31 protein-coding genes and 5 tRNA genes are annotated in these 26,989 nt (G+C 50.2%); 23 read left to right on the top strand and 13 right to left on the bottom strand.

Going from position 1 to position 26,989, the window contains the following annotated elements; translation table 11 throughout:
- The first annotated feature begins 2 nt into the window (after positions 1 to 2).
- From ACN0R1_RS07255 to ACN0R1_RS07245, 3 genes are read left to right on the top strand one after another with little or no spacing between them, the layout of a single operon-like run.
- Positions 3 to 1,148, top strand: a complete 1,146-nt coding sequence (locus ACN0R1_RS07255; protein ID WP_417581380.1) for a methyl-accepting chemotaxis protein — start codon at positions 3 to 5, stop codon at positions 1,146 to 1,148.
- 53 nt (positions 1,149 to 1,201) lie between these two features.
- A complete protein-coding gene (gene cheD / locus ACN0R1_RS07250; RefSeq protein ID WP_417581378.1) occupies positions 1,202 to 1,807 on the top strand; it encodes a chemoreceptor glutamine deamidase CheD in 606 nt (201 codons plus the stop codon).
- 33 nt (positions 1,808 to 1,840) lie between these two features.
- Positions 1,841 to 2,302 (top strand): ATP-dependent zinc protease, encoded by a 462-nt coding sequence (locus ACN0R1_RS07245; protein ID WP_417581376.1) that lies wholly within the window; start codon positions 1,841 to 1,843, stop codon positions 2,300 to 2,302.
- Here the strand turns inward: ACN0R1_RS07245 and ACN0R1_RS07240 are convergent.
- From ACN0R1_RS07240 to ACN0R1_RS07230, 3 genes are read right to left on the bottom strand one after another with little or no spacing between them, the layout of a single operon-like run.
- The gene (locus ACN0R1_RS07240) at positions 2,285 to 3,238 is read right to left on the bottom strand and encodes an alpha-L-glutamate ligase-like protein (protein WP_417581374.1); all 954 of its coding nucleotides are present in this window, start codon (positions 3,236 to 3,238) and stop codon (positions 2,285 to 2,287) included. The genes ACN0R1_RS07245 and ACN0R1_RS07240 overlap by 18 nt on opposite strands.
- A complete protein-coding gene (locus tag ACN0R1_RS07235; protein ID WP_417581372.1) occupies positions 3,238 to 4,749 on the bottom strand; it encodes an inactive transglutaminase family protein in 1,512 nt (503 codons plus the stop codon). The genes ACN0R1_RS07240 and ACN0R1_RS07235 overlap by 1 nt, the downstream gene beginning before the upstream one ends.
- Before the next feature lie 32 nt (positions 4,750 to 4,781).
- Positions 4,782 to 5,531 (bottom strand): ATP-dependent zinc protease, encoded by a 750-nt coding sequence (locus ACN0R1_RS07230; protein WP_417581370.1) that lies wholly within the window; start codon positions 5,529 to 5,531, stop codon positions 4,782 to 4,784.
- Between the two features lie 223 nt (positions 5,532 to 5,754).
- Between ACN0R1_RS07230 and ACN0R1_RS07225 the strand changes: the two genes are divergently transcribed.
- Positions 5,755 to 6,069 carry an HPF/RaiA family ribosome-associated protein gene (locus tag ACN0R1_RS07225; RefSeq protein WP_417581368.1) on the top strand — a complete coding sequence of 105 codons (315 nt, stop codon included), beginning with the start codon at positions 5,755 to 5,757 and terminating at the stop codon, positions 6,067 to 6,069.
- A gap of 34 nt (positions 6,070 to 6,103) precedes the next feature.
- On the opposite strand, the gene ACN0R1_RS07220 is transcribed toward ACN0R1_RS07225, so the two are convergent.
- Together ACN0R1_RS07220 and ACN0R1_RS07215 are read right to left on the bottom strand one after the other, a co-directional pair.
- On the bottom strand, positions 6,104 to 6,652 hold the full coding sequence (locus ACN0R1_RS07220; RefSeq protein ID WP_417581366.1) for a glutathione peroxidase: 549 nt from the start codon (positions 6,650 to 6,652) through the stop codon (positions 6,104 to 6,106).
- A gap of 53 nt (positions 6,653 to 6,705) precedes the next feature.
- Positions 6,706 to 7,578 (bottom strand): LysR family transcriptional regulator, encoded by an 873-nt coding sequence (locus ACN0R1_RS07215; protein ID WP_417581364.1) that lies wholly within the window; start codon positions 7,576 to 7,578, stop codon positions 6,706 to 6,708.
- 108 nt (positions 7,579 to 7,686) lie between these two features.
- Between ACN0R1_RS07215 and ACN0R1_RS07210 the strand changes: the two genes are divergently transcribed.
- Together ACN0R1_RS07210 and ACN0R1_RS07205 are read left to right on the top strand one after the other, a co-directional pair.
- A complete protein-coding gene (locus tag ACN0R1_RS07210) occupies positions 7,687 to 8,286 on the top strand; it encodes an FMN-dependent NADH-azoreductase (protein WP_417581362.1) in 600 nt (199 codons plus the stop codon).
- 15 nt (positions 8,287 to 8,301) lie between these two features.
- Positions 8,302 to 9,147 (top strand): pirin family protein, encoded by an 846-nt coding sequence (locus tag ACN0R1_RS07205; protein ID WP_417581360.1) that lies wholly within the window; start codon positions 8,302 to 8,304, stop codon positions 9,145 to 9,147.
- Positions 9,148 to 9,151: 4 nt separating this feature from the next.
- On the opposite strand, the gene ACN0R1_RS07200 is transcribed toward ACN0R1_RS07205, so the two are convergent.
- A complete protein-coding gene (locus ACN0R1_RS07200; protein WP_417581358.1) occupies positions 9,152 to 9,883 on the bottom strand; it encodes a hypothetical protein in 732 nt (243 codons plus the stop codon).
- Positions 9,884 to 10,104: 221 nt separating this feature from the next.
- On the opposite strand from ACN0R1_RS07200, the gene ACN0R1_RS07195 reads away from it, so the two are divergent.
- The 5 genes from ACN0R1_RS07195 (at position 10,105) to ACN0R1_RS07175 (ending at position 10,671) form a co-directional block, all read left to right on the top strand.
- A tRNA-Glu gene (locus ACN0R1_RS07195) sits at positions 10,105 to 10,180 on the top strand.
- Between the two features lie 108 nt (positions 10,181 to 10,288).
- Positions 10,289 to 10,364: transfer RNA gene (locus tag ACN0R1_RS07190), tRNA-Gly, on the top strand.
- Positions 10,365 to 10,388: 24 nt separating this feature from the next.
- Positions 10,389 to 10,464: transfer RNA gene (locus tag ACN0R1_RS07185), tRNA-Glu, on the top strand.
- A gap of 31 nt (positions 10,465 to 10,495) precedes the next feature.
- A tRNA-Gly gene (locus tag ACN0R1_RS07180) sits at positions 10,496 to 10,571 on the top strand.
- A gap of 24 nt (positions 10,572 to 10,595) precedes the next feature.
- Positions 10,596 to 10,671, top strand: a tRNA-Glu gene (locus ACN0R1_RS07175).
- 37 nt (positions 10,672 to 10,708) lie between these two features.
- On the opposite strand, the gene ACN0R1_RS07170 is transcribed toward ACN0R1_RS07175, so the two are convergent.
- Entirely contained in the window at positions 10,709 to 11,173 is a 465-nt protein-coding gene (locus ACN0R1_RS07170) for a MerR family transcriptional regulator (protein ID WP_417581356.1), read from the bottom strand.
- A gap of 77 nt (positions 11,174 to 11,250) precedes the next feature.
- On the opposite strand from ACN0R1_RS07170, the gene ACN0R1_RS07165 reads away from it, so the two are divergent.
- From ACN0R1_RS07165 to ACN0R1_RS07140, 6 genes are all read left to right on the top strand, one after another.
- Positions 11,251 to 12,306, top strand: coding sequence for an SO_0444 family Cu/Zn efflux transporter (locus ACN0R1_RS07165; protein WP_417581354.1), 1,056 nt, complete (start codon positions 11,251 to 11,253; stop codon positions 12,304 to 12,306).
- Between the two features lie 71 nt (positions 12,307 to 12,377).
- On the top strand, positions 12,378 to 13,313 hold the full coding sequence (locus ACN0R1_RS07160) for an ABC transporter ATP-binding protein (RefSeq protein WP_417581352.1): 936 nt from the start codon (positions 12,378 to 12,380) through the stop codon (positions 13,311 to 13,313).
- A complete protein-coding gene (locus ACN0R1_RS07155; protein WP_417581350.1) occupies positions 13,310 to 14,083 on the top strand; it encodes an ABC transporter permease in 774 nt (257 codons plus the stop codon). The genes ACN0R1_RS07160 and ACN0R1_RS07155 overlap by 4 nt, the downstream gene beginning before the upstream one ends.
- A complete protein-coding gene (gene queF, locus ACN0R1_RS07150; RefSeq protein ID WP_417581348.1) occupies positions 14,083 to 14,907 on the top strand; it encodes an NADPH-dependent 7-cyano-7-deazaguanine reductase QueF in 825 nt (274 codons plus the stop codon). The genes ACN0R1_RS07155 and queF overlap by 1 nt, the downstream gene beginning before the upstream one ends.
- A gap of 15 nt (positions 14,908 to 14,922) precedes the next feature.
- Positions 14,923 to 15,483, top strand: a complete 561-nt coding sequence (locus tag ACN0R1_RS07145; protein ID WP_417581346.1) for a nitroreductase family protein — start codon at positions 14,923 to 14,925, stop codon at positions 15,481 to 15,483.
- On the top strand, positions 15,480 to 15,923 hold the full coding sequence (locus ACN0R1_RS07140) for a YiiD C-terminal domain-containing protein (protein ID WP_417581344.1): 444 nt from the start codon (positions 15,480 to 15,482) through the stop codon (positions 15,921 to 15,923). The genes ACN0R1_RS07145 and ACN0R1_RS07140 overlap by 4 nt, the downstream gene beginning before the upstream one ends.
- 10 nt (positions 15,924 to 15,933) lie before the next feature.
- Here ACN0R1_RS07140 and ACN0R1_RS07135 read toward each other — a convergent pair whose 3' ends face one another.
- Positions 15,934 to 16,506, bottom strand: a complete 573-nt coding sequence (locus tag ACN0R1_RS07135) for a peptidylprolyl isomerase (RefSeq protein WP_417581342.1) — start codon at positions 16,504 to 16,506, stop codon at positions 15,934 to 15,936.
- Positions 16,507 to 16,630: 124 nt separating this feature from the next.
- Between ACN0R1_RS07135 and ACN0R1_RS07130 the strand changes: the two genes are divergently transcribed.
- The 4 genes from ACN0R1_RS07130 to ACN0R1_RS07115 all read left to right on the top strand — a co-directional run bounded on the left by ACN0R1_RS07130 (position 16,631) and on the right by ACN0R1_RS07115 (position 20,298).
- On the top strand, positions 16,631 to 18,310 hold the full coding sequence (locus ACN0R1_RS07130) for a methyl-accepting chemotaxis protein (RefSeq protein WP_417581340.1): 1,680 nt from the start codon (positions 16,631 to 16,633) through the stop codon (positions 18,308 to 18,310).
- A 76-nt stretch (positions 18,311 to 18,386) separates the two neighbouring features.
- A complete protein-coding gene (locus ACN0R1_RS07125; protein WP_417581338.1) occupies positions 18,387 to 19,091 on the top strand; it encodes a DUF6134 family protein in 705 nt (234 codons plus the stop codon).
- Positions 19,084 to 19,851 carry an SDR family NAD(P)-dependent oxidoreductase gene (locus ACN0R1_RS07120; protein ID WP_417581336.1) on the top strand — a complete coding sequence of 256 codons (768 nt, stop codon included), beginning with the start codon at positions 19,084 to 19,086 and terminating at the stop codon, positions 19,849 to 19,851. The genes ACN0R1_RS07125 and ACN0R1_RS07120 overlap by 8 nt, the downstream gene beginning before the upstream one ends.
- A 9-nt stretch (positions 19,852 to 19,860) precedes the next feature.
- Positions 19,861 to 20,298: a nuclear transport factor 2 family protein gene (locus tag ACN0R1_RS07115; RefSeq protein WP_417581334.1), complete on the top strand. Its 438-nt coding sequence runs from the start codon at positions 19,861 to 19,863 to the stop codon at positions 20,296 to 20,298.
- Here the strand turns inward: ACN0R1_RS07115 and ACN0R1_RS07110 are convergent, their stop codons facing one another.
- The 5 genes from ACN0R1_RS07110 to ACN0R1_RS07090 are packed head-to-tail and all read right to left on the bottom strand — an operon-like array spanning position 20,299 to position 25,564.
- Entirely contained in the window at positions 20,299 to 20,805 is a 507-nt protein-coding gene (locus ACN0R1_RS07110; protein ID WP_417581332.1) for a DUF3833 domain-containing protein, read from the bottom strand.
- A gap of 4 nt (positions 20,806 to 20,809) precedes the next feature.
- Positions 20,810 to 22,171 (bottom strand): MFS transporter, encoded by a 1,362-nt coding sequence (locus ACN0R1_RS07105; protein WP_417581330.1) that lies wholly within the window; start codon positions 22,169 to 22,171, stop codon positions 20,810 to 20,812.
- Positions 22,168 to 23,406 carry a class I SAM-dependent methyltransferase gene (locus ACN0R1_RS07100; RefSeq protein WP_417581328.1) on the bottom strand — a complete coding sequence of 413 codons (1,239 nt, stop codon included), beginning with the start codon at positions 23,404 to 23,406 and terminating at the stop codon, positions 22,168 to 22,170. The genes ACN0R1_RS07105 and ACN0R1_RS07100 overlap by 4 nt, the downstream gene beginning before the upstream one ends.
- The gene (locus ACN0R1_RS07095) at positions 23,403 to 24,197 is read right to left on the bottom strand and encodes a DUF1365 domain-containing protein (protein WP_417581326.1); all 795 of its coding nucleotides are present in this window, start codon (positions 24,195 to 24,197) and stop codon (positions 23,403 to 23,405) included. Before ACN0R1_RS07095 ends, ACN0R1_RS07100 begins: the two co-directional genes overlap by 4 nt.
- Entirely contained in the window at positions 24,194 to 25,564 is a 1,371-nt protein-coding gene (locus tag ACN0R1_RS07090) for an NAD(P)/FAD-dependent oxidoreductase (RefSeq protein WP_417581324.1), read from the bottom strand. The genes ACN0R1_RS07095 and ACN0R1_RS07090 overlap by 4 nt, the downstream gene beginning before the upstream one ends.
- A gap of 163 nt (positions 25,565 to 25,727) precedes the next feature.
- Here ACN0R1_RS07090 and ACN0R1_RS07085 point away from each other — a divergent pair, with 163 nt between their 5' ends.
- Complete coding sequence (locus ACN0R1_RS07085; RefSeq protein ID WP_417581322.1) at positions 25,728 to 26,333, top strand: sigma-70 family RNA polymerase sigma factor; 606 nt, start codon at positions 25,728 to 25,730, stop codon at positions 26,331 to 26,333.
- Positions 26,330 to 26,983: a ChrR family anti-sigma-E factor gene (locus ACN0R1_RS07080; RefSeq protein ID WP_417581320.1), complete on the top strand. Its 654-nt coding sequence runs from the start codon at positions 26,330 to 26,332 to the stop codon at positions 26,981 to 26,983. Before ACN0R1_RS07085 ends, ACN0R1_RS07080 begins: the two co-directional genes overlap by 4 nt.
- Positions 26,984 to 26,989 lie beyond the last annotated feature (6 nt).

Raw genomic sequence — 26,989 nt, 5'->3', positions numbered from 1 at the left:
CGATGACTAGATTTAACGTATTTATTTGGCTGGCAGCGCTGGCAGTGGGGAGTCTATTGGCTCATTGGGTTTATCCGGCACTAGGTGTGCTGGTGGCTCTTGTCATGGGTGTGGCCGTTACATTGAAAGGGTCGGATAGCAATCTGAAACCGGTGAATCAACCTGTGGCGACAAGTGGTAATGATGATATTGTTGACGAGATGCAAGAGATTGGTGCCTGCATTGAACTGGTTGTCTCCGGCAGTGTGAATGACATGGATGCTTTGCAGAAGATGCAAAATGATGCCATGAACACCTTGTCTCAGTCATTCGCGCAACTCAAGGAACAGATAGAGCGGCAGCAGGCTGATGTGGCCATGCTGTTGTATGGCGATACTGATAAAAAGCAGGGTAAGCCAGTGTCTGGTCAGATGGGTGGCTTTGCGCATAACACCCTGGAAACGATGAACAGCTTTGTCGAAACCACGGTAAGAATGAGCACTGATTCCATGGAAATGCTTGAGCGGGTATCGCATCTTTCTGATCAAATGCCGACGCTAATGAAAACCCTGGATGATATCGACAATATTTCCAAGCAAACCAATCTATTGGCTTTGAATGCTGCAATTGAAGCCGCGCGTGCCGGTGATAGTGGCCGCGGGTTTTCTGTGGTGGCGGATGAGGTCAGGGCACTTTCCAGTCGTTCAGCCAGTTTCAGTAAAACCATTCAGAATAATTTGAATGAGATGAATGCTCAGATTTCGGCACTGGTTAAAGACGTCAGTCGCATCGCCTCTCAGGATATGTCCTTTATTATGGAAGCTAAAAAGGAAGTACAAAGAACAATCGAGAATTTAATGTCTAAAACTGAAAAAGATCAGCAGATTACTCAGGGAATGGAATCCATTTCCAAGGAGTTGATGACGGCATTGTTTGATGCAATGCGTGCCATGCAGTTTCAGGATATGAGCAGTCAGACCATACAGCACACCATAGATGAGCAACGTCATCTATTGGTACTGGCAAGCGTGCTGAAAAATGAAGCTAAAAATATAGATGAGCAGTCGTTGCGTGACAGTATCAAGCAGTTCCGTGAAGACAGACGGGCTCGTAAGTCCAACCCTGTATCTACCAGCTCGATGAGAAGTGGAGATATCGATCTTTTTTGAGTACCAGATACTCTGGTGCGCGCTATTGCGTTAGTAGCGCAGGATAAAGCTCCATGATGAATGATAAGAACTTAGCTACAAATTGCTATTATGACCGCTATTTTGATACCCAAGCTGTCAAAGTGCTCCCAGGACAGTACTTTGCGACACATGAGAATACGATGATTGTAACCGTATTGGGCTCTTGCGTGTCTGTCTGCTTGCGTGATCGTCTAAGCGGCATCGGTGGACTGAACCACTTCATGTTGCCGCGTGACTCCAGCGCTGAACTCAATAGCCCGATTGCCGCATCTGGACGCTATGGACTCTATGCCATGGAGCTACTGGTTAACCACCTGCTGAAATTGGGAGCCTGTCGTAGCCGACTTGAAGCCAAGGTGTTTGGTGGTGGCCAGGTATTGAAGCACATGAACTTCGTCAATGTAGGGCAACGCAATGTCAAATTTGTTATGGAGCATCTTCGTAACGAGTTAATCCCGGTGCTAGGCAAGGATGTGCTGGATATTTATCCAAGAAAAGTGTATTTCTTTCCACAAAGCGGAAAAGTCATGCTGAAGAAAATTCACTCGCTGCATAACACTACGATCATTGATCGTGAAAAAGCCTATATGCATGAAATTGAAACACAGCCTGTGGCAGGCGAAATTGATCTTTTTTAATTTTTTGAACATACAGGTAAAGAACTGAATAACATGACGAAAACAACAGAAACTGATATGGCTGTACTGGGCTGGCGGGAGTGGATCGCTTTGCCGCAACTGGGTATTTCTGCGCTTAAATGTAAAGTCGATACGGGTGCCAGGAGTTCGGCACTGCATGCATTCGCCGTAGAAGAGTTTTATAAGGGAGATCAGCGCTGGGTAAGGTTCGGCTTGCATCCGCTGCAGCATAATGAGGTTACAGAGGTCTGGTGTGAAGCCCCTGTTACCGATGTGCGTCGAGTGACTGATTCAGGTGGTCACACCACTGAGCGTTATTTTATTACCACGGATATGCTGCTGGGAGATCAACGCTTCCCTATCACGCTGTCGTTAACCAGCCGTGACAATATGTTGTTTCGTATGTTGTTAGGCCGTGAGGCGATGAAGGGACGTTTTCTGGTCAATCCGGGCATGTCCTATCAACAGGGCAAGCTATCAGAGCCCTTGAGCTGAAAAGGTTTGCATCACATAGTTCACTCGCCCTTCGGCCGTTTTGTGGGGCTTGTGGATTTTCTCTATGTGCCGTAATCGGGGTAATAGTCCCCGCCCATTGGCAACCTGAATAGACAGTCCTGGTCTGGCATTGAGTTCCAGTAATTGCGCGCCGCGTGATTTATCCAATACGATATCTGTGCCGATATAGCCGAGATTGCTCATTTCATAACAGCGTGATGCTAGCAGTAGCATGGCTTCCCAGTCAGGGATGACCATATCGATCAGGTGCTTACCGGTATCAGGGTGATGTTCAATTGGAACAGCAAACTGCACAGCTTTCAGACTGCGTCCTGTGGCAATGTCCAGGCCGACACCAACGGCACCCTGGTGCAGGTTGGCTTTGCCGTCAGAAGCATGAGTTGCCAGGCGTAACATGGCCATGACCGGATAGCCACGAAAGACAATAATACGTATGTCCGGTACACCCTCGTAAGAGTAGCCTTCAAAGGTGTCATCAAATTCAATCAGATCTTCGATAATGGCCACATCCGGGTTTCCCCGCAATGAGTAGAGGCCCGCCAGGGTGTTGGTCAGATGGCGTTTGATTGCTTCCAGGCTGATTTCAGCACCGGATGATTTAACGAACAGATCACCTCGGCGGCCGATAATAACCAGTATGCCTTTACCACCGGAACCTCTGGATGGCTTGATGGCAAAGCTTTGTAGCTGCATCAGCCGCTCTTCGACGTGACTGATTTCATGTTGGGTTCTGACCACTGATATCAAAGCGGGTGTTGCCACGCCGTACTCTTCAGCTAAAAGTTTGGTTTTGAGTTTGTCGTCGACGAGTGGATAAAAGCGTCGCAGATTATAACGTCCAATAAAGTCGACATTACGGCAGTTCATCCCCAGTATGCCAAATTTGTGTAAGCGAAAAGGGCTGGCCCAGCGCATTATTGTTGCTCCAGCATGGCACGAAAACGGCGTAGCTCGGAAAGTTTATAACCTGTGTATTGTCCCATCAGCATGATAATTGCCAAGATGACCAGGTTCAGCTCCGGGAAGTTAAAGGTCAGGTGACCGAACAAGGGGAGTTGCATGACCAGGTAGGCGAACACGGCTACCAGGAGGCTACCCCCACCCTGAACAATAACTTGTTTCGGACCTTCCTCCTCCCACAAAATGGACATGCGCTCAATCGTCCAGGCGATGATGATCATCGGGAAGAAGGTAATGGTCATGCCGGTACTGAAACCTAGCTGATAGCCTACCAGGCTGAGCAGGGAAACCAGAAATACCACCAGCACCACCAGGGTAGCGATACGCGACACCAGCAGCAGATTAAGGCGTGACAACCAGGTGCGGATGACCAGCCCCATAGCGACAATACTGATAAAACTGATTAACCCAAGGCCCAGTGAGGTTTGCAGAAAAGCCAGTGCGATCAGAATTGGCATAAACGTGCCGGAGGTTTTTAATCCGATGATAATGCGCATGAATACCACCACCATGGCACCCAGTGGCAACAGAAACAGCAGTTTGAACATGCTTTGTTCTTCAATTGGCAGGCTGTGTACGCCCAACCAGGCTAGTCCCTGGCCTGCAAATTGCGACTGCGCCAGTTCTAATGATGGTAGCGTCTGCTCTATCATTGAAAAGCTAACACGTGAGTTCTGACCGCCAACAACATCCAACAAAGAGTCACCTCCTCGCTGCCATAACAGCAGGTTTTCCGGTAGCCCCTGGTATCCAGTTTGTGGATCAAACACCAACCAGCGACCTTCGGTGAAAATCTCAATCATCGGCGTTAAACCTTGACGTCTACGTGCATCTTCAAGATACAAACCGACAGACAGCCGTGTTGGAACACCCGCTTGATTGAGTAGTTTGTCCAGCGCTTCGGCTGTTGAGTGGTTAGTCAGTAACAGTGCCGTATTTTGTCCAGGTTCAGGGTTACGTAACAGGCGCAACAGTTCACGGGTCAAACTTTCGGCTGTGCTCGACTTGCTTCGGGCCTGGTCAATAATATCGCTGGCCGCTGTCGCTTCAGCATCACTCCAAAGCACCTGCCTTGCCAGTGGTCGAGGTGACTCAGTCATATCAACTCTGTCAGGATCTGGAATCAATTGTGCTTTGTAATAGAGAGTTTGTAGACCGGCCGCGCTGCTCTTGGACCATTCTCCTCGGCGCTGACCATCATGTTCGATGATAGCAAAGCCGTAGCCTGATGAGGCGGCAACCTCATTGATCAGGGTGAAGCCCGGAGGGTTGTCCGGCAGCATCATGCTGGCCAGTATCGGTTCATTGTAGCCTTGAAAGTCGATACGGGCTTCAATCAACCAGGCCTGTTTCTGCTCACCCGGCCAAAAAGGAATACCCAGCTGCATATGTCGCATAACAGCAATGCTGAGTCCGGTAAGTATCAGGATGGCGATAGTGGAGTAAAACGGTACTCTGGATACCATTCGGCTGTGTCCTCAAACAGGGTTTCAGTCGGTTAATCCGGCTGAAACAAAAAATCGATAGGTGCAATGTACTGTCTGCTGACATCAACCACCATCTGGTCCAGCAAAATGTTGCGGCCAATTAGCAACGGAAAATCCAGGTGACTGCGGTCACTCAGCGTAAACTCCGCCGTATGGCTAATGCTGCCTAGGGTAAAATGCAGTTCGACTACGGGGCGGCGCTCATACTCATCACTAATAGATTGGCTGATTCTGACACGTCTGACAACCGGGCGCTCAAAAGATATTTCTTCACCAGTCTCAGGATGTTGTGTATCAAATCGAACCCAGCGACGGCCATCACGCTCGAACTGCTGAATGTTGCGAGCATCCAGTGATGAGGTGGTTGCTCCAGTATCAATGCGAGCATTGAATACCAGGTCCATCGGTGAAATATGCACTTTTTCTGTTTCGCCCACTAGCTGCTTTTCCATTCCACCCAGCATTACGCTGCCGTTGTTCTCCGCTTGAGGGCAGACTAATCGGGGTACTGGTTTGCATTCGGGTGGTTTAACCTGCTCAGCAATAGTCGCCTGGAGACGACTGATTACCGTTTCTTGTGTGACGGCCAGTTGTTCAATGACCTGCAACTGTGTACCGGTCAACCGGTTGATCTGATCATCCTGTACTTCCAGTCGTTGATCTATGGATTCGACGACACCTTCTTCTATATACAGGTGTCCTGGAGCACAGCCACCCAGTAGTAGGGCGGAGCCGACAAGCGCTATTGACCATCTAAACATATAAAGCTCCGATTGACATAAGGTTCTGTGGAAAGGCGCTAATATTACGCCAATTTGATCCTAGATAAAATTGATTCACTCAGGACATTACGGGTTTATGGCGCTGGAGCGAGCTAAAGGTTAAAATTCAGCCGACGCTGATATTCCGTTGTGGTTCCAGATGTTTCAAGTTCTGCTGAATCGTGAAATCAGTGGCTATTACCCGTATCCGATGGAGAAGTGAATGATTATTCAGGTTAATACCGACAGCAGCATTGAAAATGATGATGCGCTGATAAGCCATGTTGAATCCGTTGTTGAAAAAGCACTGGGCCGCTTCGGCGAAAAAATTACCCGTGTTGAAGTGCATCTGCATGATGAGAATGCTCACAAGCCCGGTGATCACGACAAGCGTTGCGTACTGGAAGTGCGTTTGGCTGGTTTGCAGCCTCAGGCTGTAACCGAGCATGCCGACACGACCCATAAGGCACTAGCCGGTGCTTGTGACAAAATGAAAAGCTTGCTGGACAGTCTGCTGGGTCGTCTAAACAAGCATTGATCTACCCCTCAGCTCGAACGGCAATACCTGTCGTTCAGCTGCCGAGCAGGGCTTCTATAGCCTGCTCAATCCGCCTGGAATCCGGGCTGGTTGTGCTCGAAAACACCTCTACAACACGACCATTCTGGTCAATCAGATACTTGTAAAAATTCCAGCGAGGCGCTCTTGACTGGCGAGCCAGTTCAGCAAAAATTGGGTGGGCATCACTGCCAACTACGCTGACTGGGGCATACATATCAAAACTGACACCAAAGTTGAAAAAGCAGACTTTGGCCGTTTCGGATTCATCATTGGCCTCTTGACGAAAGCTGTTGGACGGGAATCCAGCTACGATCAAACCTCTATCTTTATAACGTTGATGTAAGGCTTCCAGGCCCTCAAATTGACCGGTAAACCCACAGTGGCTGGCGGTATTGACGAATAGCATAGGCTTGCCCTGGTACGCCACTTTCAGATCCACGGTCTCATTAGCATGCAAACGCCTGAGTTGGTGGTCAAGTAGTTGATCGATATCGGCCTCGGCGTGGCTTTGTGCTGAAAAGAAGCAACTGATCATGATGAGTAATCCCATAAAACGTGACATACCTTAAAGCCTCGTGGAAGGTGTTTAATCGTTTATACGTAGTAAAGGATAGCTTAGATGACGAGCTCTTGTATTAGTGCAGCCAGGCGTCGAGTTCCTGGCCCGGCAAATTCACCTTCGCTCATCACCAGATAGAGAGGTACGAAGCGACTGGCACCCGTTTCCAGGGGTAGGGGTTTTAACTCCCCCTTGTCCAGGTATTGTTGAATTTTTAGCCGTGGATACCACGCAAACCCCATGCCGGCACAGACACTTTTGATTGATGTACTGCCGTTGCTGAAGGTCCAGCGCTGCTCAGCACCTAACCAGCCGGCATCCAGTTTTCGACTGCCGGAGTCCCGTACCACCAGTTGCCTGTGATGACGAAGATTCTCGATAGTCAGCGGTGCTGGCAGCTGGTGTAGTGGGTGTAGGGGGTGCGCAACGGCAATAAATTCAATATTCATTAATGCCTGCCCGATAAAACCAGGCGGTACACGGTGACCGATAACCAGATCAGCCTCTCGGCGTAACAAGGCTTCATCTGTACCACTCAGGGTACTTTCGGCCAGCAGGATGCGTGTTTGGGGTTGTTCTTCAGCAAAACGGTTCAGTGCCTGCAGAATAAGATCTTCAGGAAAGATGGTATCTATAGTCAGATGGATTTCCGCTTCCCAGCCCTGTGCAAAATGCTTGGCCAAGGTCTCCACTCTGTGAGCATGTTCGGTGAGATCCCTCGCATGCCGTAACAAAGCTTCGCCCGCTTCAGTCAGTTGAGCACGCCGTCCTTCAATACGAAAAACTGCAACGCCCAGGCTTTGCTCCAGTCGGTTGATGGCATAGCTGACAGAAGACTGACTTTTGCGCAGTGTCTCGGCCGCCTGGGCGTAGCCTTGTGAGTCAACTACGGTGATAAAAGTATGCCATTGCTCAAGAGTGACTTGCATCGATAATATATCTAATTAGTAGATGAAATTAAGCGAATTATTGCTGTTTATTATCTATAAATCAAACCTCATAATGACTTCATCAAATCAAATCTTAGGAGATGTGCAATGAAAACCTTACTTCATGTTAAAAGCAGTGTATTTGGTGATGATGGCAAGTCAGCTCAGTTGGCTGATCGTCTGATTAAGCGTTGGCTGCAGCAAAACCCAGACGGGCGTGTCGTGGTGCGCGACCTGGTTGCTGAACCTATCGCCCATTTTGATATGCAAACGATTGCGGCCTTGTCTGCTGAAGCAGAACAGCGTAGCCCAGAGCAACAGGCCATAGCCGCACTGTCAGATCAGCTAATTGCTGAAGTCAAAGAGGCTGATGTGCTGGTGCTGGCGGCACCTATGTACAACTTCGCTGTCCCTTCACAACTGAAAGCCTGGTTTGATCAGATCGCCAAAAATGGGGTGACCTTCCGTTATACAGAGCAGGGGCCTGTAGGTTTGCTGCAGGATCGCCCGGTATATGTATTGGCAACACGCGGTGGTCAGTACCGTGATGCGGGGCTGGATTTTCAAGTACCCTGGATAAAACTGATTCTTGGTTTTGTTGGTTTGAATCAGGTTGAAGTGGTCTATGCTGAAGGCCTGAATATGGCAGGTGCTGAGGGTGTGATTGAGCAGGCACGTGCTGAACTGGATGCTTTAACACTAAGTTAAAGCGGGAGGTGAGCTATGCAAGCCCGAAAAATCAAACGTATTATCAAATCAGTAGATAGTCAGGACGGTGCAGGCGTTAAGCTTAAGCGCAGTATCGGGCATCGGCAGAATCTGCGCATAGATCCATTTCTAATGCTGGATATGTTCTCATCGGATAATCCTGATGATTATATTGCCGGATTTCCACCCCATCCACACCGTGGCTTTGAAACCGTCACTTACATGTTGAACGGCCGTATGTTGCACCGTGATCACATGGGTAATGAAGGCTTGCTGAGCAGCGGTGGGGTGCAGTGGATGACCGCTGGTCGTGGGGTTATTCATGAGGAGCGTCCACAGCAGGAGTCAGGGCTGATGCGTGGGTTTCAGCTGTGGATCAACCTGCCGGCTGCGGAGAAAATGAAGTCAGCGTCCTATCAAAATATTGAGCCTGAACAGGTTCCGGTCATTCAGACTGATCAGGCCACATTGCGTCTGGTGGCCGGTGAGTTGGAGATAGAAGGGCAGGTTTATACGGGTCCGGTGCAGGGAATAGTGACTCGACCGGTGTTTATCGACATCAGTATGAAGCCTCATAGCCATTTAACCTTGCCGGTAGATGCTGAGCTGAGTGGTTTTGTCTATTTGTTTGAGGGTGAGGTGCAGTTAAATAATGAGGCGTTGTTGCCAGAGGCTGCTATTGAGTTGGCTGAAGGGGATCAGCTTGAGCTGAAAACCAACGGACAGCCGGCTAGATTGTTGCTGATAGCGGCTAAATCGTTGAACGAACCTATCGTGCAGTACGGGCCCTTTGTAATGAACAGCATGGAGCAGATAGAGCAGGCGTTGAATGACTATCGAGATGGCGTATTGACCGGCTGATTTCTCAGTTGTGTGGAGAGGTCGTTTCAGGGTTTTCAGGCAGGGGTTTTTTATTGTGTAGTTCGTGGAGCTGCTCATTGAGTTGCTCCACTAGCTGGCTCAGATTAAACACCTGCGAGTCTAGCTGATGCTTGTTATTCAAGCGCTGAAGTTGCATCAGTGCGCTGCGAAATTTATGCACAGCAACTTGTGCGCCCTGATCATTCAACGCCTGTTGGGCATCTTGCAACAGCAGATCACAATTACAGCGTACATAAGCATTTTTAAGCTGTAATAACTGTTGCTGGCAAGTCTGAGTGTTGATGGCGCTTTGCTGTTTCAGATTGTTAATCAGTTGGGCTGTTTCACGTATCAGTGAACGGTTACGCTGTGCCGTATTGCGGTCGTGAAACAGAGTAATCTGATCTTGCGGAAAGGCTGGTGGGCTGAAAGGCTCTTTATCGCGTTCATCCAGTTTTTGCAGTGCTTGCTGGTGTCCAGTGGAGCGATCCAGTTTGCTGGCACTGTGCCAGAGGCTGCGCAGATAGCCAATTAATAGCTTTCTGAGTTCCGCTGTCTGGAATTCGGCTGGCATATTATCCAGCAGGTGCTCTGTACCGCGAATCTGGTTGCGTACGGCAAGTAGTTGCATTTGTCTTTCACGGCGCTGGTTTTCGGCAGTTTGTATGGCAATAGCCACCATAGCCATGAAGAAGACTCCAGTCAGGATAATCGCAGCAGTTTCTGTTGGCGTCATAATGTACTTCGGTTACTCGAGGTGGACGCATTAATACTAACCTAGTCTGGCGCTTCCCGCATTGCATTTGGCCAAATCAACGTGGCAGAAAGCGAAAGAATGCGTAGTTTTTGAATTTTTTTAAACTCAGGTGTTGACGAGCATTATCTGTCTACGTATTATTTGCGCCTCTTCCGGAGCATGGCCTGTTTCGAAGAGTGTATGAAAAAGTGCAAGTTTACGTCCCATTCGTCTAGTGGCCTAGGACACCGCCCTTTCACGGCGGTAACAGGGGTTCGAACCCCCTATGGGACGCCATTTCCCATTCGTCTAGTGGCCTAGGACACCGCCCTTTCACGGCGGTAACAGGGGTTCGAACCCCCTATGGGACGCCATTTCTACTCAGTAGGCCTGAGAAGAAGCAAAGCGGGAATAGCTCAGTTGGTAGAGCACAACCTTGCCAAGGTTGGGGTCGCGAGTTCGAGTCTCGTTTCCCGCTCCAAGTTGATGTTTGAAAGTGTACTACGTCCCATTCGTCTAGTGGCCTAGGACACCGCCCTTTCACGGCGGTAACAGGGGTTCGAACCCCCTATGGGACGCCATTTCTACTCAGTAGGCCTGAGAAGAAGTAAAGCGGGAATAGCTCAGTTGGTAGAGCACGACCTTGCCAAGGTCGGGGTCGCGAGTTCGAGTCTCGTTTCCCGCTCCAAATTGCTGTTTGCAAGTGTATTACGTCCCATTCGTCTAGTGGCCTAGGACACCGCCCTTTCACGGCGGTAACAGGGGTTCGAACCCCCTATGGGACGCCATTTACACGCTTTTCCTTTCCTTTGTTATCAGTTCTAATCAATGGGCGCTTCCTGCCCGAAAATCAGTTTTTTCTGTACGGCCTGTATTGGCTTGTTCATGCTGTTGTTCAAACAGGGTTTGAATGATTCGGCATTCGGAAGTCGTTCCCCCACGGCATTGCCTGACCACCTGACGTAATTCATCCGCAAGTGCTTGCAGGGATGTAATCCGTTTTTCCAGCTGCAGCAGATGGTGAGTGGCAATGGCATCAGCGGCGCTGCAGTCTGCATCCGGGTTGTCCGCCAGATCCAGCAATTCCTGAATGCTATGCAGATCCAGGCCCAGTGAGCGGCCATGGCGAATAAAACCTATTCGTTGCAATGCGTGATGATCATAATAGCGATACCCCTGAGCGCTTCGTGCTGGTTTTTGCAGCAATCCCAGTTTTTCATAATGACGAATTGTTTCTGCTGAACAGCCTGTAAGGGCCGCAATCCGACCAATGCGATATTTTTCTGACATTTCCTTGACCCTGTAACGATTACAGGGTTTAGGCTAGTTAATATTGTCTAATTACACAAGTGTCGCAGGTGAGGATAATGACTAGGATAGCCGAGTTTTTCAGTGTGGCCCTGAGTGCTGCACCCTGGTTGCTGATGGGGTTGTTGATTGCGGGGCTGATTAAGGCCTATATGCCGGAGCAGCTGCTGCAGCGGTGGATGGGTGGGCGAGGCTTCGGTAGCATAGCCAGGGCTGCTGTCATCGGCGTACCCTTGCCTTTGTGCTCCTGTGGTGCAATACCGACGGCTTTGGCTTTGCATCGTGGGGGAGCAGGTCGTGGACCCACTACGGCATTTTTGATCGGAACGCCCGGAGTCGGCGTAGACTCTATACTGTTGACCAGCGTTTTATTGGGGCCGTTGATGGCGTTTATGCGAGTACTGGGAGCGGTGGTAACGGCTATTGCAACCGGGTTGATGGTGTCTCTGACCGCAACGAGTGCACCGGTAAAATTGCCCGTAGTAAAAACAACGTCCGGCTGTTGCGACAGTGGTTGTAGCACGGCAACTGGGAGGGGCCACGATCATGCGTCTTCATCACATGATCGGGTCAGGGGGCGTCTGGCGGGCGGTTTGATCTATGCATTTGGTGATCTGCTTGATGATATCAGTACCTGGTTAATTGCCGGTTTATTGTTGGCTGGCGTGCTGGTAACGCTGGTGCCTCCGGAGACTCTCAGCGGCATGTCGGGTGGTCTATTGTCGCTGTTTGTGATGGCGATTATAGGAATCCCCCTGTATATCTGCGCTACAGCGGCCACACCGGTCGCAGCGGGTTTATTGCTCTCCGGTATCACGCCCGGGATGGCATTGGTATTTCTACTGGCAGGCCCTATCACCAGTCTGGCCACGCTGGGGGTGCTGAGACGTGAGTTTGGTAACCAGGCGCTGCTAGTGTACCTAAGCAGCATTCTAGTGGTGACGACCCTATTGGGCTGGTTACTGGATCAGACGTTGCAAGGGTTGATGCTGAACCCAGTGACACAGGCTAGTCAGGTTCAGGAGTTGCTGCCAGAATGGCTGGAAATTTCTGCGCTGGGAGTGTTGTTGATACTGGTCATACGTCCATTACGTCGGCGATTACTGGGGTTCTGATCCAGGCGTTCCGGTTGAAATTATGACTTTGATCCACATATAGAGGGTTCGGTCACTCACAAGGACTATCTATGGCTATCGCACTGGCAATTCATTCACTGCAGAAAACCTACAACAACGGCTTTGAAGCTCTCAAAGGTATCTCGCTTGAGGTAAAAGAGGGCGACTTCTTTGCGTTACTGGGCCCGAATGGTGCAGGCAAGTCCACCACGCTGGGGATTGTCTCATCGCTGGTGAATAAAACCGCCGGTGAGGTTAAGATCTTCGGGTATGATCTGGATACAGAGAAAACCCAGGCTAAGATGCAACTGGGTGTGGTGCCGCAGGAGTTTAATTTTAATACCTTTGAGCGGGTGCAGGACATAGTCGTCACTCAGGCAGGTTATTACGGTATCAGTCGTAAACAGGCTTTGGAGCGCTCCGAATTTTATTTAAAGAAGCTGGGGCTGTGGGAAAAACGTAATGAGCCTGCGCGTATGTTATCGGGTGGCATGAAACGCCGTTTGATGATTGCCAGAGCACTGGTGCATGAGCCCAGACTACTGATTCTCGATGAGCCTACAGCCGGTGTCGATATCGAACTACGTCGCTCCATGTGGAGCTTTCTGCAAGAGATCAATGCGCGTGGTACAACGATTATTTTGACTACCCATTATTTGGAAGAAGCGGAGTCTTTGTGTCGTAACATTGCCATAATCGATCAGGGCCGTATTGTCGAAAATACCAGTATGAAAAGACTGCTGCAGACACTGAATACTGAAGCCTTTATCCTCGATCTGGCCGCTGATTTAGTGGAAACACCAACACTATCGGGTTACACCCTCCGCCAGATCGATGCCCATACCCTGGAAGTGAATATACAAAAGGACATGGGGGTCAATCAGCTATTTACACAGCTATCCGAACAGGGAATCACCGTGCTGAGTATGCGTAATAAATCTAACCGCCTTGAGGAATTATTTGTGTCACTGGTGGAAAAAACTCTAAGCAAGGGAGCGGCTGTATGAACGCGCAGTTACTCTTTATCGCTTTCTGGACATTGCTGGTAAAAGAAATACGCCGTTTTACCCGTATCTGGGTACAAACTCTGCTACCACCAGCGATTACCATGACCCTCTATTTCATTATTTTCGGTAACCTGATCGGGTCACGTATTGGTGAAATGGGCGGCTTTGGCTACATGGAGTACATTGCGCCTGGATTGATCATGATGTCAGTGATTACCAATTCATACAGCAATGTGGTGTCATCGTTCTTTGGTACCAAGTTTCAACGCAATATAGAAGAGCTGCTGGTAGCTCCGGTACCCAACTGGGTGATTCTGGCCGGCTATGTCACCGGGGGCGCTGCACGAGGCTTGGGAGTCGGGATTATTGTGACGATTTTGTCGCTGTTCTTTACCCAGTTGCATATCAGTCACTTCTGGATCACGCTGAGTACCGTGATACTGACCGCGATTGTGTTTTCCTTGGGTGGCTTTATCAATGCAGTGTATGCCAATAGTTTTGATGATATATCCATCGTGCCGACCTTTATTTTAACGCCACTGACTTACCTGGGTGGGGTATTCTATTCCATCTCTCTGCTGCCGGATTTCTGGCAGGGCGTGTCTCAGTTGAATCCGATTTTGTATATGGTAAACAGCTTTCGTTACGGTATTCTGGGGGTCAGTGATATCAATATTGTGTTTGCCTTTGCTATGATTACAGGCTTCATTGTTGTACTGGGTGCTTACTCTATGCATCTGCTTAATACCGGTAAAGGAATTCGCAGTTAATGACCGAAGATGATGTGGTAATGCATTCACCCCTGGGGCAGGAAACTGGTTATATCAACCAGTATGACGCGTCATTGCTCTATCCCATCGCCCGTGATCTGAATTGGCAGGCCCGTGGTATTGGGCGTGATAGTCTGCCATTCAAAGGGGTTGATCTGTGGAATGCCTATGAGATTTCCTGGCTGAATCAGCAGGGCAAACCCCTGGTGCGTATCGGTGAATTTCGTATTCCGGCTAGCTCCAGCCACATCATCGAATCCAAGTCATTCAAGCTTTACCTTAACTCCTTCAACCTGACCCGCTTTCAGTCAGAATCTGAGGTGGTGGCACGCCTGCAGCAAGATCTGAGCGCGGCGGCGGGCGGCAAGGTGCAGGTGCGGCTGATCAAAGTGAATGATGCCGCGCCGATCGAACGCCTGCAGGGCGAGTGCCTGGATGAACTGCCGCTGACGGTTAGTCATTACAATCCGGCACCGGAATGCCTGAAAACGACAACGCGGGTGGTAGAAGAGAGTCTGGTTAGCCATCTGCTCAAATCCAACTGTCCAGTAACCGGGCAACCGGATTGGGCCAGTATCCAGATACGCTATAAAGGGCCTGCGATAGACCATAGCGGGCTGCTGGCTTATCTGATCTCTTACCGCGAAAAGGGCGATTTTCACGAACAGTGTGTCGAAAATATCTTTATGGACATCTGGCATGCGTGCAAACCTCAGAAGCTGACAGTCTATGCCCGTTATCTGCGCCGCGGTGGCTTGGATATCAATCCCTATCGCTCCAGTCTGGCGGGTGAGCCGGGCAATCCACGACTATCACGCCAATAAACCACAGGATACTCCATGAACGCCCTAGATCTGTTGTTAACACGCGTTTCATCACCGGTTTTAGAAGAACCTGCTCCTACGGCTGAACAGTTGGATCTGATCTATCGGGCTGCACTGCGGGCTCCGGATCATGGGGGTTTACGACCTTACCGTTTTCTGCAGATAGAAGGGGAGGGCCGAGAAAAATTGGGACGGGTTTTTGTCGATGCCGCGCGTGCAACGCAGGCGGATATGAGTGAGCAGGAGATCCAGAAGTTACTCAATGCGCCTTTGCGAGCACCGTTGATTATTGTGGTGATCGCGGCCTTGCAACCTCATCCCAAAGTGCCGGCTATAGAGCAGCAATTGGCTGCCGGTTGTGCGGCACATGGCATACTGCTGGCCGCCTTTGCACAGGGTGTTGATGCTATCTGGCGCAGTGGCGCCATGGCCTTTAATTCGCAGGTGATGGCACGCCTTGGTCTGGAAGCCGATGAACAGATAGTCGGTTTCATTTATCTTGGCAAGGCGCGTAAGCACCGTGTCGTTCCCTGCCCACAGCCCGGTGAGTTTGTACAGAAATGGGGTCTTGGATGAAACAGACCGCCTTTTTGCACGAGCTGCAGCAATCCATTCCCCTGACGCGTGCGATGGCGATTTCGACCTGTGAGTATGATGGCCAACAACTGCAACTCAGTGCCCCGTTAGCGGCAAATGTGAATGACAAGGGTACCGGTTTTGCGGGTTCGCTGACAGCCCTGGCCACCCTGGCTGGCTGGAGTCTGACCACACTCTATGCCCGTGATCAGGGTGAGGATGTTAATGTAGTTGCGGCTGAAAGCCATGTGCGTTATCTGCTACCGGTTACCGCCGACTTTACCGCGCAGGTGAGTTTGCCAGACACGTCACTGTGTGAGCGCTTTCGTGAACGCCTGCAAAGTCGGGGTAAAGCCAGCCTGCCCCTATCCATTCAGATTTTTCAAGGAATCGAACTGGCACTGCAGCTTGAAAGTGTCTATGTCGCAATCCGACGTTAGCCCTTAACGCTTATTCAGTGGGTAGGATACGTTCCACTTTTTCGATGATCACCGGTGTGATAGGTACATTCTGAAGTCCACCGCGTGACCGGGTTGGAACCCGAGCAATACCGAATACTACATCCAGACCCGCTGTGACTTCGCCGAACACGGTATAGCCTGCTCGCAACGGGTGACCATCCAGGTTTTCGTTGTTGGCAACATTAATAAAAAACTGCGATGTAGCACTGTCAGGGTCATTGGTACGGGCCATAGCAATGGTGCCGCGGCGGTTACTTAAACCATTGGCTGATTCATTGATAATAGCGGATCGTGTATCCTGCTTTTTAAGCTCTACATCTAAGCCACCACCCTGAATCATAAAGTTAGGAATGACCCGGTGGAATGTCAGTCCTTCGTAGAACCCACTGTCCACATAAGCCAGAAAGTTTTCCACAGTGACAGGGGCGTTAACCGGATCCAGTGCCAGTTCAATATTACCCTGGCTGGTAATCATGCGAATCTGTACGGAAGGTTCTTGTGCAACGGCCTGTATAGGCAGCAAAAGTGTTAAAAGTATGACAAAAATACTCACTTTTTTCATGAGGGGATCCCTGTGTGGATTTTAGTGTTAAATATGTTGTTGAAAAATAGAGCATGATTTTACTGACTAATTCCATCAAAATGCCAGCTGTTAAAAATAAAAGTAATATCTAAGGAAGTCCTGGATGAACACATTGAAACTTAAGTCGAAGCTGCTGCTGATGGCACTGGTACCGATGCTGATGATTACGCTGGCATTGTTGTTGCTGGTAAATTTCCAGATGCGTGCTGCCGGTACTGCTGAAGTAGAGCGTATTCGTGAATCCATGATGGATGCCAAGCGTGAGGCTTTGCAGCATTATGTTGAAATTGCGATCACCGCCGTCAAGCCCTACATGACCAGCCCCAACCCTTCAGCTGAACAGCTGGATGCTGCAAAAACTGTGCTGCGTAGTATGCGTTTTGGATCAGATGGCTACATATTTATTTTTGATAAGCTCGGTAATACTCTGGTACATGGTATGTCGCCGCAATTGGAAGGGCGTAATTTGAATGATCTGACAGACCCTGAGGGGGTTTATCTGGTCAGAGACCTGATTAGGGAAGGTCTTAATGGAGGTGGTTATGTGGGCTACATCTGGGATGAACCCACCCGCAATGGCCTGACCCCTAAACTCAGCTACGCCGAACCTTTGCTGTCTAATCAATGGATAGTGGGTACCGGGTTTTACATCGATGATGTGGAACAGGCTGTAGCAGTTCAGCAGGCCCTGTTCGAAGCCGAAGTAACGACCGTGCTGCTGCGTATTGTTATCAGTGCGGTAGTTATCCTGGTCCTGGTGTTCCTTGCCGTATGGGTTATCGGTGGTCGAATTGTCAGACCCGCTCAGGAAACGTCAGCTGCACTGAAAGATATTGCTGAAGGTGAAGGTGATCTGACCAAACGTCTTAATGTTATCAGTCGGGATGAAATTGGGGATGTGGCCAAAGAGTTCAACCTGTTTACTGACAAGATTCATCAGTTGGTTCGTGAGGTTAAAACTTCAGTGGAAGAATTAACCGAATCGACTGAGGCGATGAAAATTGTGGTTACGCGCAGCCATGAAGATTCGTCCCTGCAGCAAACAGAAACCACTCAGGTGGCTGCGGCTATTCATGAAATGTCAGCCGCGGTCGAAGAGGTCGCTGGGAGTGCTTCCAGAGCCGCAGCGGCCGCTCTGGAAGCTGATCGAGAAGCGAATGACGGTCAGAAGATTGTCAGTCAGACGATTCAGGCCATCAATAACCTGGCTGATGATGTTAACCGAGCTGCGGATGTTATTGAGAAGCTGGGTGAAAATGCCGAACAGATCGGAACAGTGGTCAGCGTGATCAAAAATATTGCTGATCAAACCAACTTGTTGGCATTGAATGCCGCCATCGAAGCCGCGCGTGCCGGCGAATATGGACGGGGCTTTGCTGTGGTTGCTGATGAAGTCAGAACCCTGGCGAACAGAACGCAGCAGAGCACCAATGAGATTCAGCAGATGATTGATAGTCTGCAGGCGGGTACACGCGATGCGGTCAGCGTGATGCAGCGCAGTCGTGAAACATCTATGGATACCGTGAAACGGGCGGCTGGTGCGAATGAGTCTCTGGAAACCATAGCACGTTCTGTTGGCACCATCACTGAAATGAATACGCAAATTGCCAGTGCGGCAGAAGAGCAGACAGCGGTGGCCAATGAAGTCAGTCAGAGTATTCAGAAAATTGCTGATACTGCCGAGCATGGTAAGCGCAACGCTGATGAAGTGGCCAATACCTCTGAGCGCATGGCTTCTTTGGAACAACGTCTGAACCAATTGGTATCACGCTTTCGCGTGTAATTCACAGCAGCGCTGCTATAGGTAGCCGCTGAACTGGCTGAGCTCCTTTTACGTACCTAAGTAAAAGGAGCTTATTATGTTCAGATCAATTGTCGTTACGCTATTCACGGCTGGTTTCCTGGCCTCATCAATATTACATGCAAATCAACTGGCACCTGAGGTGAAAACACCCGATCAGGTCATCGAACTCTATGGTGGTACGCTGGTATTTGATGTGCAGCGTAGTGGTCAAACCATTGGCACACACCGTTTGGACTTCAGTGAAGAGCAGGGCATGCTGCGGGTGGATATCGAGATGGATCTGCGCATCCGTTTTCTGGCGTTATTCTCCTATGAGTACCGTTACCTTGCCAGTGAATGGTGGCAGCAGGGGCAGTTACAGCGGCTGGATGTGCGTGTTGATGATGATGGTGACCTGACAGAATTGTTCGCTCGTCGTGAGGGTGAGCATCTGCAACTGACTCAAGCGAATCAATCGCAGCAACTACCGGCCGAGCTGCTGACCACCAACCATTGGAATATGGCGATTCTGTCTCAATCGGCTGTGCTTAATACCCTGACCGGTGAGACCAGTCAGCTGGCTGTGGAATTTCTGGGTGAGTCAACCGCGCCTGCTGGTGATAAAGAGGTACCGGTGCGCTTATACCGCTTAGGTGGGGAACTTGAGGACACCGACACCTGGTATGACGAACAGGGCCGTTGGCTGGGCATGGAGTTCAGTGCGCGAGACAATTCGCGTATACGCCTGATCAACCGTTATATTGGAGGTCAACGTGGATAGTCGCTGGAAGTTGGTGTGGATTACCGGCGGGGGCAGCGGTATTGGTTTGGCCGTAGCGCGACAGTTAGCCAGCAAGGGTGCTAAGGTCATCATCAGTGGTCGTCACGAACAGGCTTTATTGGCAAGCTGTGCTCAGATCAATAATGCTATTCCCTCAGGCTCGTTACATCCGTTGGTTTGTGATGTGACTTCTCTGGAAGCTGTGCAGGTCGCCTGGCAAAAGCTCCGTGTTGATCATGGCGTACCGGATTTGGTGTTATTGAATGCCGGAAATCATCAGCCGGTGAGTCTGGAGGGCTTTACTCCTGTACCCTTTGAACAACTGATGGCGGTTAACTATTTTGGCGTAGTGAACTGTCTGTCGGTTTTGTTGCCTGATTTATTAAGTCGTCAGCGCGGACAAATAGGTGTGGTGGCATCTGTAGCCGGTTATTCCGGGCTACCTACGGCGGCTGCCTATGGTGGCAGCAAAGCGGCCTTGATTAATACCTGCGAAGCACTCTATCCTGAACTGCTGGCGCAAGGCATACAGCTGTCGTTGATTAACCCGGGATTTGTAAAAACCCCACTGACAGATAAGAATACCTTTACCATGCCCTTCCTGATCGAGCCGGATCAGGCGGCTGCCGTGATCATTCGTGGTTTGCAAACCAAGCGTTTTGAAATTGCATTTCCACGAATTTTTGTCATGCTGTTAAAAGTACTGCGTCTGTTGCCCTATTCACTCTACTTCAGGCTGACGCGGAAATTGTTACCCTGAGGAAACTAGATGCCACTTACGCCTTCCAAACAGCTTTGCGAGCGCTATTGCGAGGTATTCAGTAATCTGAGCCCAGAGACACTCGATCAATTTAAAGATTTGGTGACTGAACAGGTGCATTTTCGTGATCCTTTCAACGATGTCCGGGGCTTCAGCAAGATGCGTCGGATCTTGGAGGATATGTTCGAAAACACCGAAAACCCGGCCTTTAACGTGCTGGAGCAAAGTGTCTATGCCGATCATGCCTGGTTGCGCTGGCAGTTTACCGCCAAGGTGCCAGTTATCGGTTTGTTATCTGTTGAGGGTGCCACCCGCCTGGAGTTTGATCACTATAATGGCCTGATCACTGAGCATATCGATTACTGGGACAGTGCGCCGGTGTATCTGCGCCTACCCTTAATCGGCGGGTTATTACGTCTGATAAAGCGGCGTATGTCGGCAAGCTGATTATTCCGGAATCAGGTTGAAGGGCGGTTCCTTGAGTTGTTCAGCCCGAATGAATGACAGGGTGACCTGACCGAGTTCTACGCCCCATTTTTTAACGCTGGCGCGGTTAATCAATACACCACCTGGCTGTAAATACATCCAATCATCAAAGCTGACGCGCCAACTGCTATCTCCGACTTTCAGGTCCATCTGATAGCGCCAGTTCAGCGCATTACCACTGATCTGTCCAAGTGCTACACCGATAATATCATCCGCTTGTCCTTGATATTCGCCTTCAGCCGTTGGTGTGATTTGCCAGACACGCCGGTCAGTTTCACCATCTGAATAGAGGAAGTATTCATCCAGTACCAGGGTATCGCCCTCCATACGTGCATCTATTTCTACCTTGAATTCACGTCGTAGATTACCGAAGCGATCTTCAAAAATACCCCAGGCATAGATTCTCCCTTGAAAGTATTCCTCAAGTACCAGTTTGGGTTCTCGCTGTTCAAACTCGTCTATATTCATGTGGCTACACCCTGCCAGCAGCAGACTGATCAGAAGCAACCGGCTTAATCTGTAAATCATTGTTAGAGCTCCGCTCAGATCGTTGGGTTAGTCGATACATAATGACCTTGTGGTGACGGCTTTTAAGTGGGAATTGCCACAGCATCATAATGGCTACACCCTTCAATACGCTGGGAATCAGGGCATAGATCAGCCCTAGCGCCATTGCCGGGGCCGCCAATTCAGGTTCAAATCCGGCCAGCTCCAGTAACCCCAGTGCTACCACTGCAGCCAGCGCGAGTGCCAGTTTGGTGGCGGCATTCCAAACAGCGAACAGCAAGCCGGTTTGTCGGCGGCGGTAACGGAATCTATCCCAGTCGGTCACTTCGGCCTGGATCGCATGGGGTAACGCCAAATCAGCCCCCAGTGCGGCACCGGTAATCACGCAAATAAGCACAAACCAGTAGGTGTCACCCGGTCCCAGCCAGGCTGCAGGCAGGAAGGCTGCTATGGCTATCAGCATGGCGACTTGCCAGAGCAACACCTTATCCAGCTGCTTACTCAGTTTCAGCCAGATCGGTAGGGCACAGCAGGCGGCTATAAAATAGATCAGAATAAAAACCGGCCTGGTGGTCGCTTCAAGCCCCAGTACCGAGGTGATATACAGCGGGAAAAGCACAGCGGGAATGCCATTGGCGATTCCATTGGTAAACCAGGCGGCCACTAAACGCATGGCTGGGCTGTTTTTGATTAAGTCGCGCCAATGTCCTTGTGACAGGTTTTCACCCGGCTGAGGACCGGGTAGGCGGGTCAGGAGTCGGAAAATAAACCAGCCACCCGGTAACAAGGTGATCAACGCCATGACTTGTAGCATCTGTGTGCTGCTGAGTCCGGCGAGTACCAGCAAGGGCACAGTTGCAGAGACTAATAACCCCAGCAGAGCAAAACCTTCCCGTAATGACACAGCTCGAGTACGTTCTAGACTACTGTCGCTCAGATGGCTGAGCCAGGTAATATAAGGTACTTGCACCAGCGTCCACCCCAGGTACAAAAAGAGTGCACCGAACAGCAGTGACAGGCCTGGTGCAGACGCCAGCGGGTGTATGAGTAGTGCCAATGAGGGGATGCAGATCAAGCCGCCTGTAACCAGTGTGGCTTTGAACTGCCGTGGAGAGGCGAAGTCCAGCCAGCGACCGATTAATGGGTCGGTAATGACATCGCTCAAGCGTGCCAGCATCAACAGTAACCCGGTGATGAACAGCGGCAAAACTACTTCTTCTACATAGTAGGTGGGTAGCAGAATATAAATAGCAACGGTAGGCACGGCCAGCGGTAAGGCCGGTAGTGCATAGCTGAATAGTGCCTGCCGCGTAAGCGGTTGGCTCATGAGTGCTCCAACTGATAAAGGCCAACATCGACTGTGTTATGGCGAAAGCCGCCCTCGCAATAGGCCAGATAATAGAGCCACATACGGCGAAAACGCTCATCAAAGCCTTGTGCCTGCACTCTTGGCCATTGCTCGATAAAATTGTGCCGCCAGATGGTCAGGGTTTTTGCATAATCCAGACCAAAAAACTGGCTGTCGGTGAGTTTCAGTTGCTGCAGTTCCAGTGCGGCTTGCAGGCGTGATGGACTGGGTAGCATCCCTCCCGGGAAAATATAGCGTTGAATAAAATCCGGATTGCGGCGGTATTCCTCAAACCGCTCTTCAGCAATGCTGATGACTTGCAGCACCGCACGACCACCCGGTTTAAGTACACGTTGAAGTGTCTGGAAGTAGGTGGCCCAATGCTCCTCTCCGACGGCTTCAAACATTTCAATGGAAACAATATGGTCATACTGGCCTTCGAGATCACGGTAGTCGGTCAGGCTGAAGCTGCATTGCTCAGACAGGCCTGCCTCGGCTATGCGCTGTTGGGCAAATTGCAACTGTTCCTGTGACAGAGTAATGCCATGCACACTGGCACCAAATTCAGTGGCGGCCAGCTCGGCAAAACCGCCCCAGCCACAGCCGACTTCCAGTACTTGCTGGCCAGGCTGCAGATCCAGCATTTGTGCAATACGTCGATATTTCTGCTGCTGCGCTTCAAACAACGACTGTTCAGCTGAGCTAAACAGGGCAGAGGAATAGGTCATGCTTGGATCCAGCCAGAGTCGGTAAAAATCGTTGCCCAGGTCGTAATGGTAGGCAATATTGCGTCGACTGCCGCGTTTGGTGTTGGCTCGGCGCAAATGTAGCAGTCGGTTGAGCAGGCGCAGCCAAAGTTTGCCATTACTCAGATCCGGCATCTGTCGCTCATTACCCAGCGCCCAGCGCATCAGTGCTACCAGATCCGGGGAGTCCCACTCACCGGCCATATAGCTTTCGGCCATACCGAGTTGTCCACCTTGCAGTAAGCGGCGCAGTGGGCGGAAATTGTTCAGGCGGATTTCAGCTCTGGGTTCGCCCTCCTGCACCTTGCCCAGCTGTAGCTGCTGTCCATTAGGCAGTTGCAGGTCCAGGGTGCCGTAATTCAGCTCAGGTAGCTGACGCAATACACTTTTCAATAACGTACGATTAAACCAGCTATGCTCGGCCAGCAGCTCACCTGTATGCGGTAATTGATAGTTAGAAGGCTTCATGACAGCGTGACTCCTTGTGTATTGACCAGCGAAACACGATAACTAGGCTGATCTGGCCGAGGCTGAACTTTCATACCCTTGCGCCAGAGGCGCAGTGCTTCCCAGTGAATACCACCGATTACCTTTAGGGTCATGAGCGGGTGGCGGATGAAGGTTTTCAGTATCGACTGTTGGGTGATTTCAATACGTCGCCCGGAGAAGGTGGCATCAAACAACGGACCCTGATCGTCAGTTTGGCGGATCATAACAGCCAGGTTTTCATCCGGTGGCTGTAATCGGAATTGATAGGCGGTTTGCATCGGCATGAACGGCGATACATAAAAAGCCTTGTCAGCTTGTTGGCGAATAGCATTTGCGGAGGTCGTCTCGACAGGTATCAGGTAACTGTGACGCTGGCCAAAGGTATTGCTGACTTCATACAGAATGGCGCTAAGATCGCCGGATGCGTTATAGCAATAGAATACGCTTAATGGATTAAACACATAGCCAAACAGGCGTGGATAGCAGAGTAAGCGAATAGCGCCAGAACCCGTATCGATATGGTGTTGCTGCAGCAGGGCTTTGATCTGAGTTTTTAGCGCTGTACTTGAACCATCACCATGATCACGTTGATAAAATGCAAACAAGTTAAAGCGATCGATAGAGAGCCACTTGAATTGATCCAGTGCTTCAAGCTCATCAAGATCGATCAACCAGGCGCTGACCCGATACACAAAGCGGTGTTTTACCGGGCGTAGACGCTGGTGCATCACCTCACCAAGGTAAATGCCAGAGTGCAATGCTTGGTTCATGCCACTGCCTCCCGGCATAAGCGCGTTTCTGGACGGGTTCTGGGCATGACATGAATACGGCTGTTAGGGTTATCCAAATGCCAGGGGCGTCTCATACCACCGAGTGCTTCAGCCACGGCAAGGCCAGATTGCAGCCCATCCTCGTGAAAGCCATAGCCAAACCAGGCACCGCAATACCAGGTATTCTGTACGCCCTGCAGATTCCAGAGTTTTTGCTGTGCCGCGACAGACTCCAGGTTAAACGCTGGATGGTCGTAAAGAAAACTGCGATGGATGCTACCGGCTTCAGGCTCTTCAACGGGGTTAAGTGTGACAAATAAGGGCTTGTCTTCGGGCAGGTGTTGCAGGCCGTTCATCCAGTAAGTCACGCTCACATCCGCGGTCTGGTCCGCCGCTGTGCTGGCCAGATAGTTCCAACTGGCCCAGGCGGCACGACGTTTCGGCATCAACGTGGTATCACTATGCAAAATGGCACGGTTACGCTGATAAGGAAAGTGTTGCAGTAACTGCTGTTCATCAACAGTTGGTTCGGCCAGCATATCGAGTGACTGGTCGGCATGACCGGCCATAACGACATGATCAAAGGTCTCGCGCTTGCCATGCAGGTCTTCCAGAATCACCTGGCCGTTGTGGCGGTGAATCCGATGAATGTGGCTATTGAGTCTGATGGGGTTTTTCAGCTGTTGGATAATCTTGTTGACGTATGCTCGACTCCCGCCCACGACGGTACGCCATTGTGGCCGATCTGTGAGTTGTACCAAGCCATGGTTCTGACAGAAACGTAGAAAAGTCAAAGCTGGATAGTCCAGCATTTTATCAGCCGGTGTTGACCAGATGGCGGCACCCATAGGGATCAGATGCTGATGAATAAAGGCGTGACTGTAACCCTGTTGATGCAATAATTCACCCAAGGATAAGTTGGCATTTGCGGGATTGTTAGCGAAACTGTCTGAGTGTTTGTAAAAATGCAGCAGATCCCGGATTAGTTTCCAGAACATAGGGCGCACCAGGTTGCGACGCTGTGCGAACAAACCATTCAGGCTGGTGCCACTGTATTCGAGTTGACCTTGATCCATACTCACGGCAAATGACATCTCTGTCTCAACACTGTCAACCTGCAGGTGGTCAAAAAATTTCACCAGGTTGGGGTAGTTGACCGGATTGAATACGATAAAACCTGTATCAACCGCCAGGCTGGTGGCGTCGGAAAAATTCACATCGACTGTATTGGAGTGTCCTCCGGGACGGTCATCTTTTTCAAACAGGGTGACGTCGTGGTTTTGATTCAGTAGCCAGGCACAGGACAAGCCTGAGATGCCTGAGCCAATAACCGCTATTCTCAGGGGACGCATTACTTTTACATTCATAAAATCTGGCCTCATGCCGATGTGTCTCGATATATCCATAGCTTACGTTTCGGTATAAGCTTGTAGATCATCAGGGTTTACTAGATTTGTAGTATTTTATCTTCAATTGGCTAGATTTATTTTTCAGTGATCCACCCGTTTAATGGCAGCGTAGGAGTATGTAATGCAGGAAGATGAGCCCACGGGAGGCGAAGTGAACGCAGTCATCAAAATCACCGAAGAGAAGAAAAAAAAGGAACGTGATGAATGGTCAGCACGCCTTACTTCTTTGGCAGAAACACAAGACAAAGCAACATTTGCGGCTATCTTTGGCTATTTTGCTCCCCGAGTGAAGGCTTATATCGTTCGCCTGGGCATGCCATTGGCTACGGCTGAAGAGGTCACTCAGGAGGCGATGTTGTCCGTATGGCGCAAAAGCCATATGTTCAACTCAGCTAAAGCCAGTGCCAGTACCTGGATTTTCACTCTGTCACGAAATCTTTGTATTGACCGTATGCGTCGTGAAAAGGCGGTGGAATATGAATTACCTGAAGAAGAACCCGATCCTGATCAACGCGATATGTCAGAACATGCCATTATTGAAGAACGTATGCAAAACGCTATAGCTCAGTTACCTGAAAATCAGGCACAGGTGCTGCACCTGTCTTATTACGAGGGCAAGTCCCATTCCGAAATTGCCGATCAACTGGGCATTCCTTTAGGCAGTGTGAAATCCAGACTGCGTCTGGCCTTTAGTAAACTCAAAGCACATTGGGGGGAGGAAGAATGAATATTCGCCACCACTTCGACGATGCTACCCTGATGGCTTATGCAGCCGGTAGTTTACCCCAAGGCATGGCACTGTTGGTTGCTTGTCACCTGCATTGGTGCCCGGAATGCTGCGAGCGAGTGCGTCAGGCCGAAGCCATCGGCGGCGTTTTGCTGGATAAAATCGCCCCTTTACCCTTACATGACAGTGCTCTGGATCAATTAATGGCACGCCTGGATGATGACATGGCGACGGAAGTTTCATCACTGGTCAAGTCACCAGAAATACCAGCGGGTGTCCCTGCGCCCTTGTATCATTACATCAATAGTTCATTGGAGCAGCTTCCATGGAAACGCCTGGGGTACGGCGTTCATCATATCGATCTGAATCTTGGCGGTAAGGGCACTACACGCTTGCTAAAAATAGCACCGGGTGTCTCTGTCCCGCACCACACCCACAGCGGCAGTGAGCTAACCCTGATCCTGAGCGGGTCTTACTCGGATGAAATCGGACGCTTCAGTGTTGGTGATGTGGCTGACCTGGATGGCGAAGTGCATCATCAGCCGTTGGTAGATACAGACCAAGACTGTATTTGTCTGATTGCTACAGATGCTCCTTTGAAGTTTACCGGGCTGATGGGGCGTTTGGTTCAACCCTTTATTGGTATGTAAGCGTGT

The organism is Nitrincola sp. (assembly GCF_048264025.1).
Taxonomy (GTDB): Bacteria; Pseudomonadota; Gammaproteobacteria; order Pseudomonadales; family Balneatricaceae; genus Nitrincola.
The sequence above is the reverse complement of the archived record's forward strand: the minus strand, read 5'-3'. Positions and strand labels throughout refer to the sequence as shown.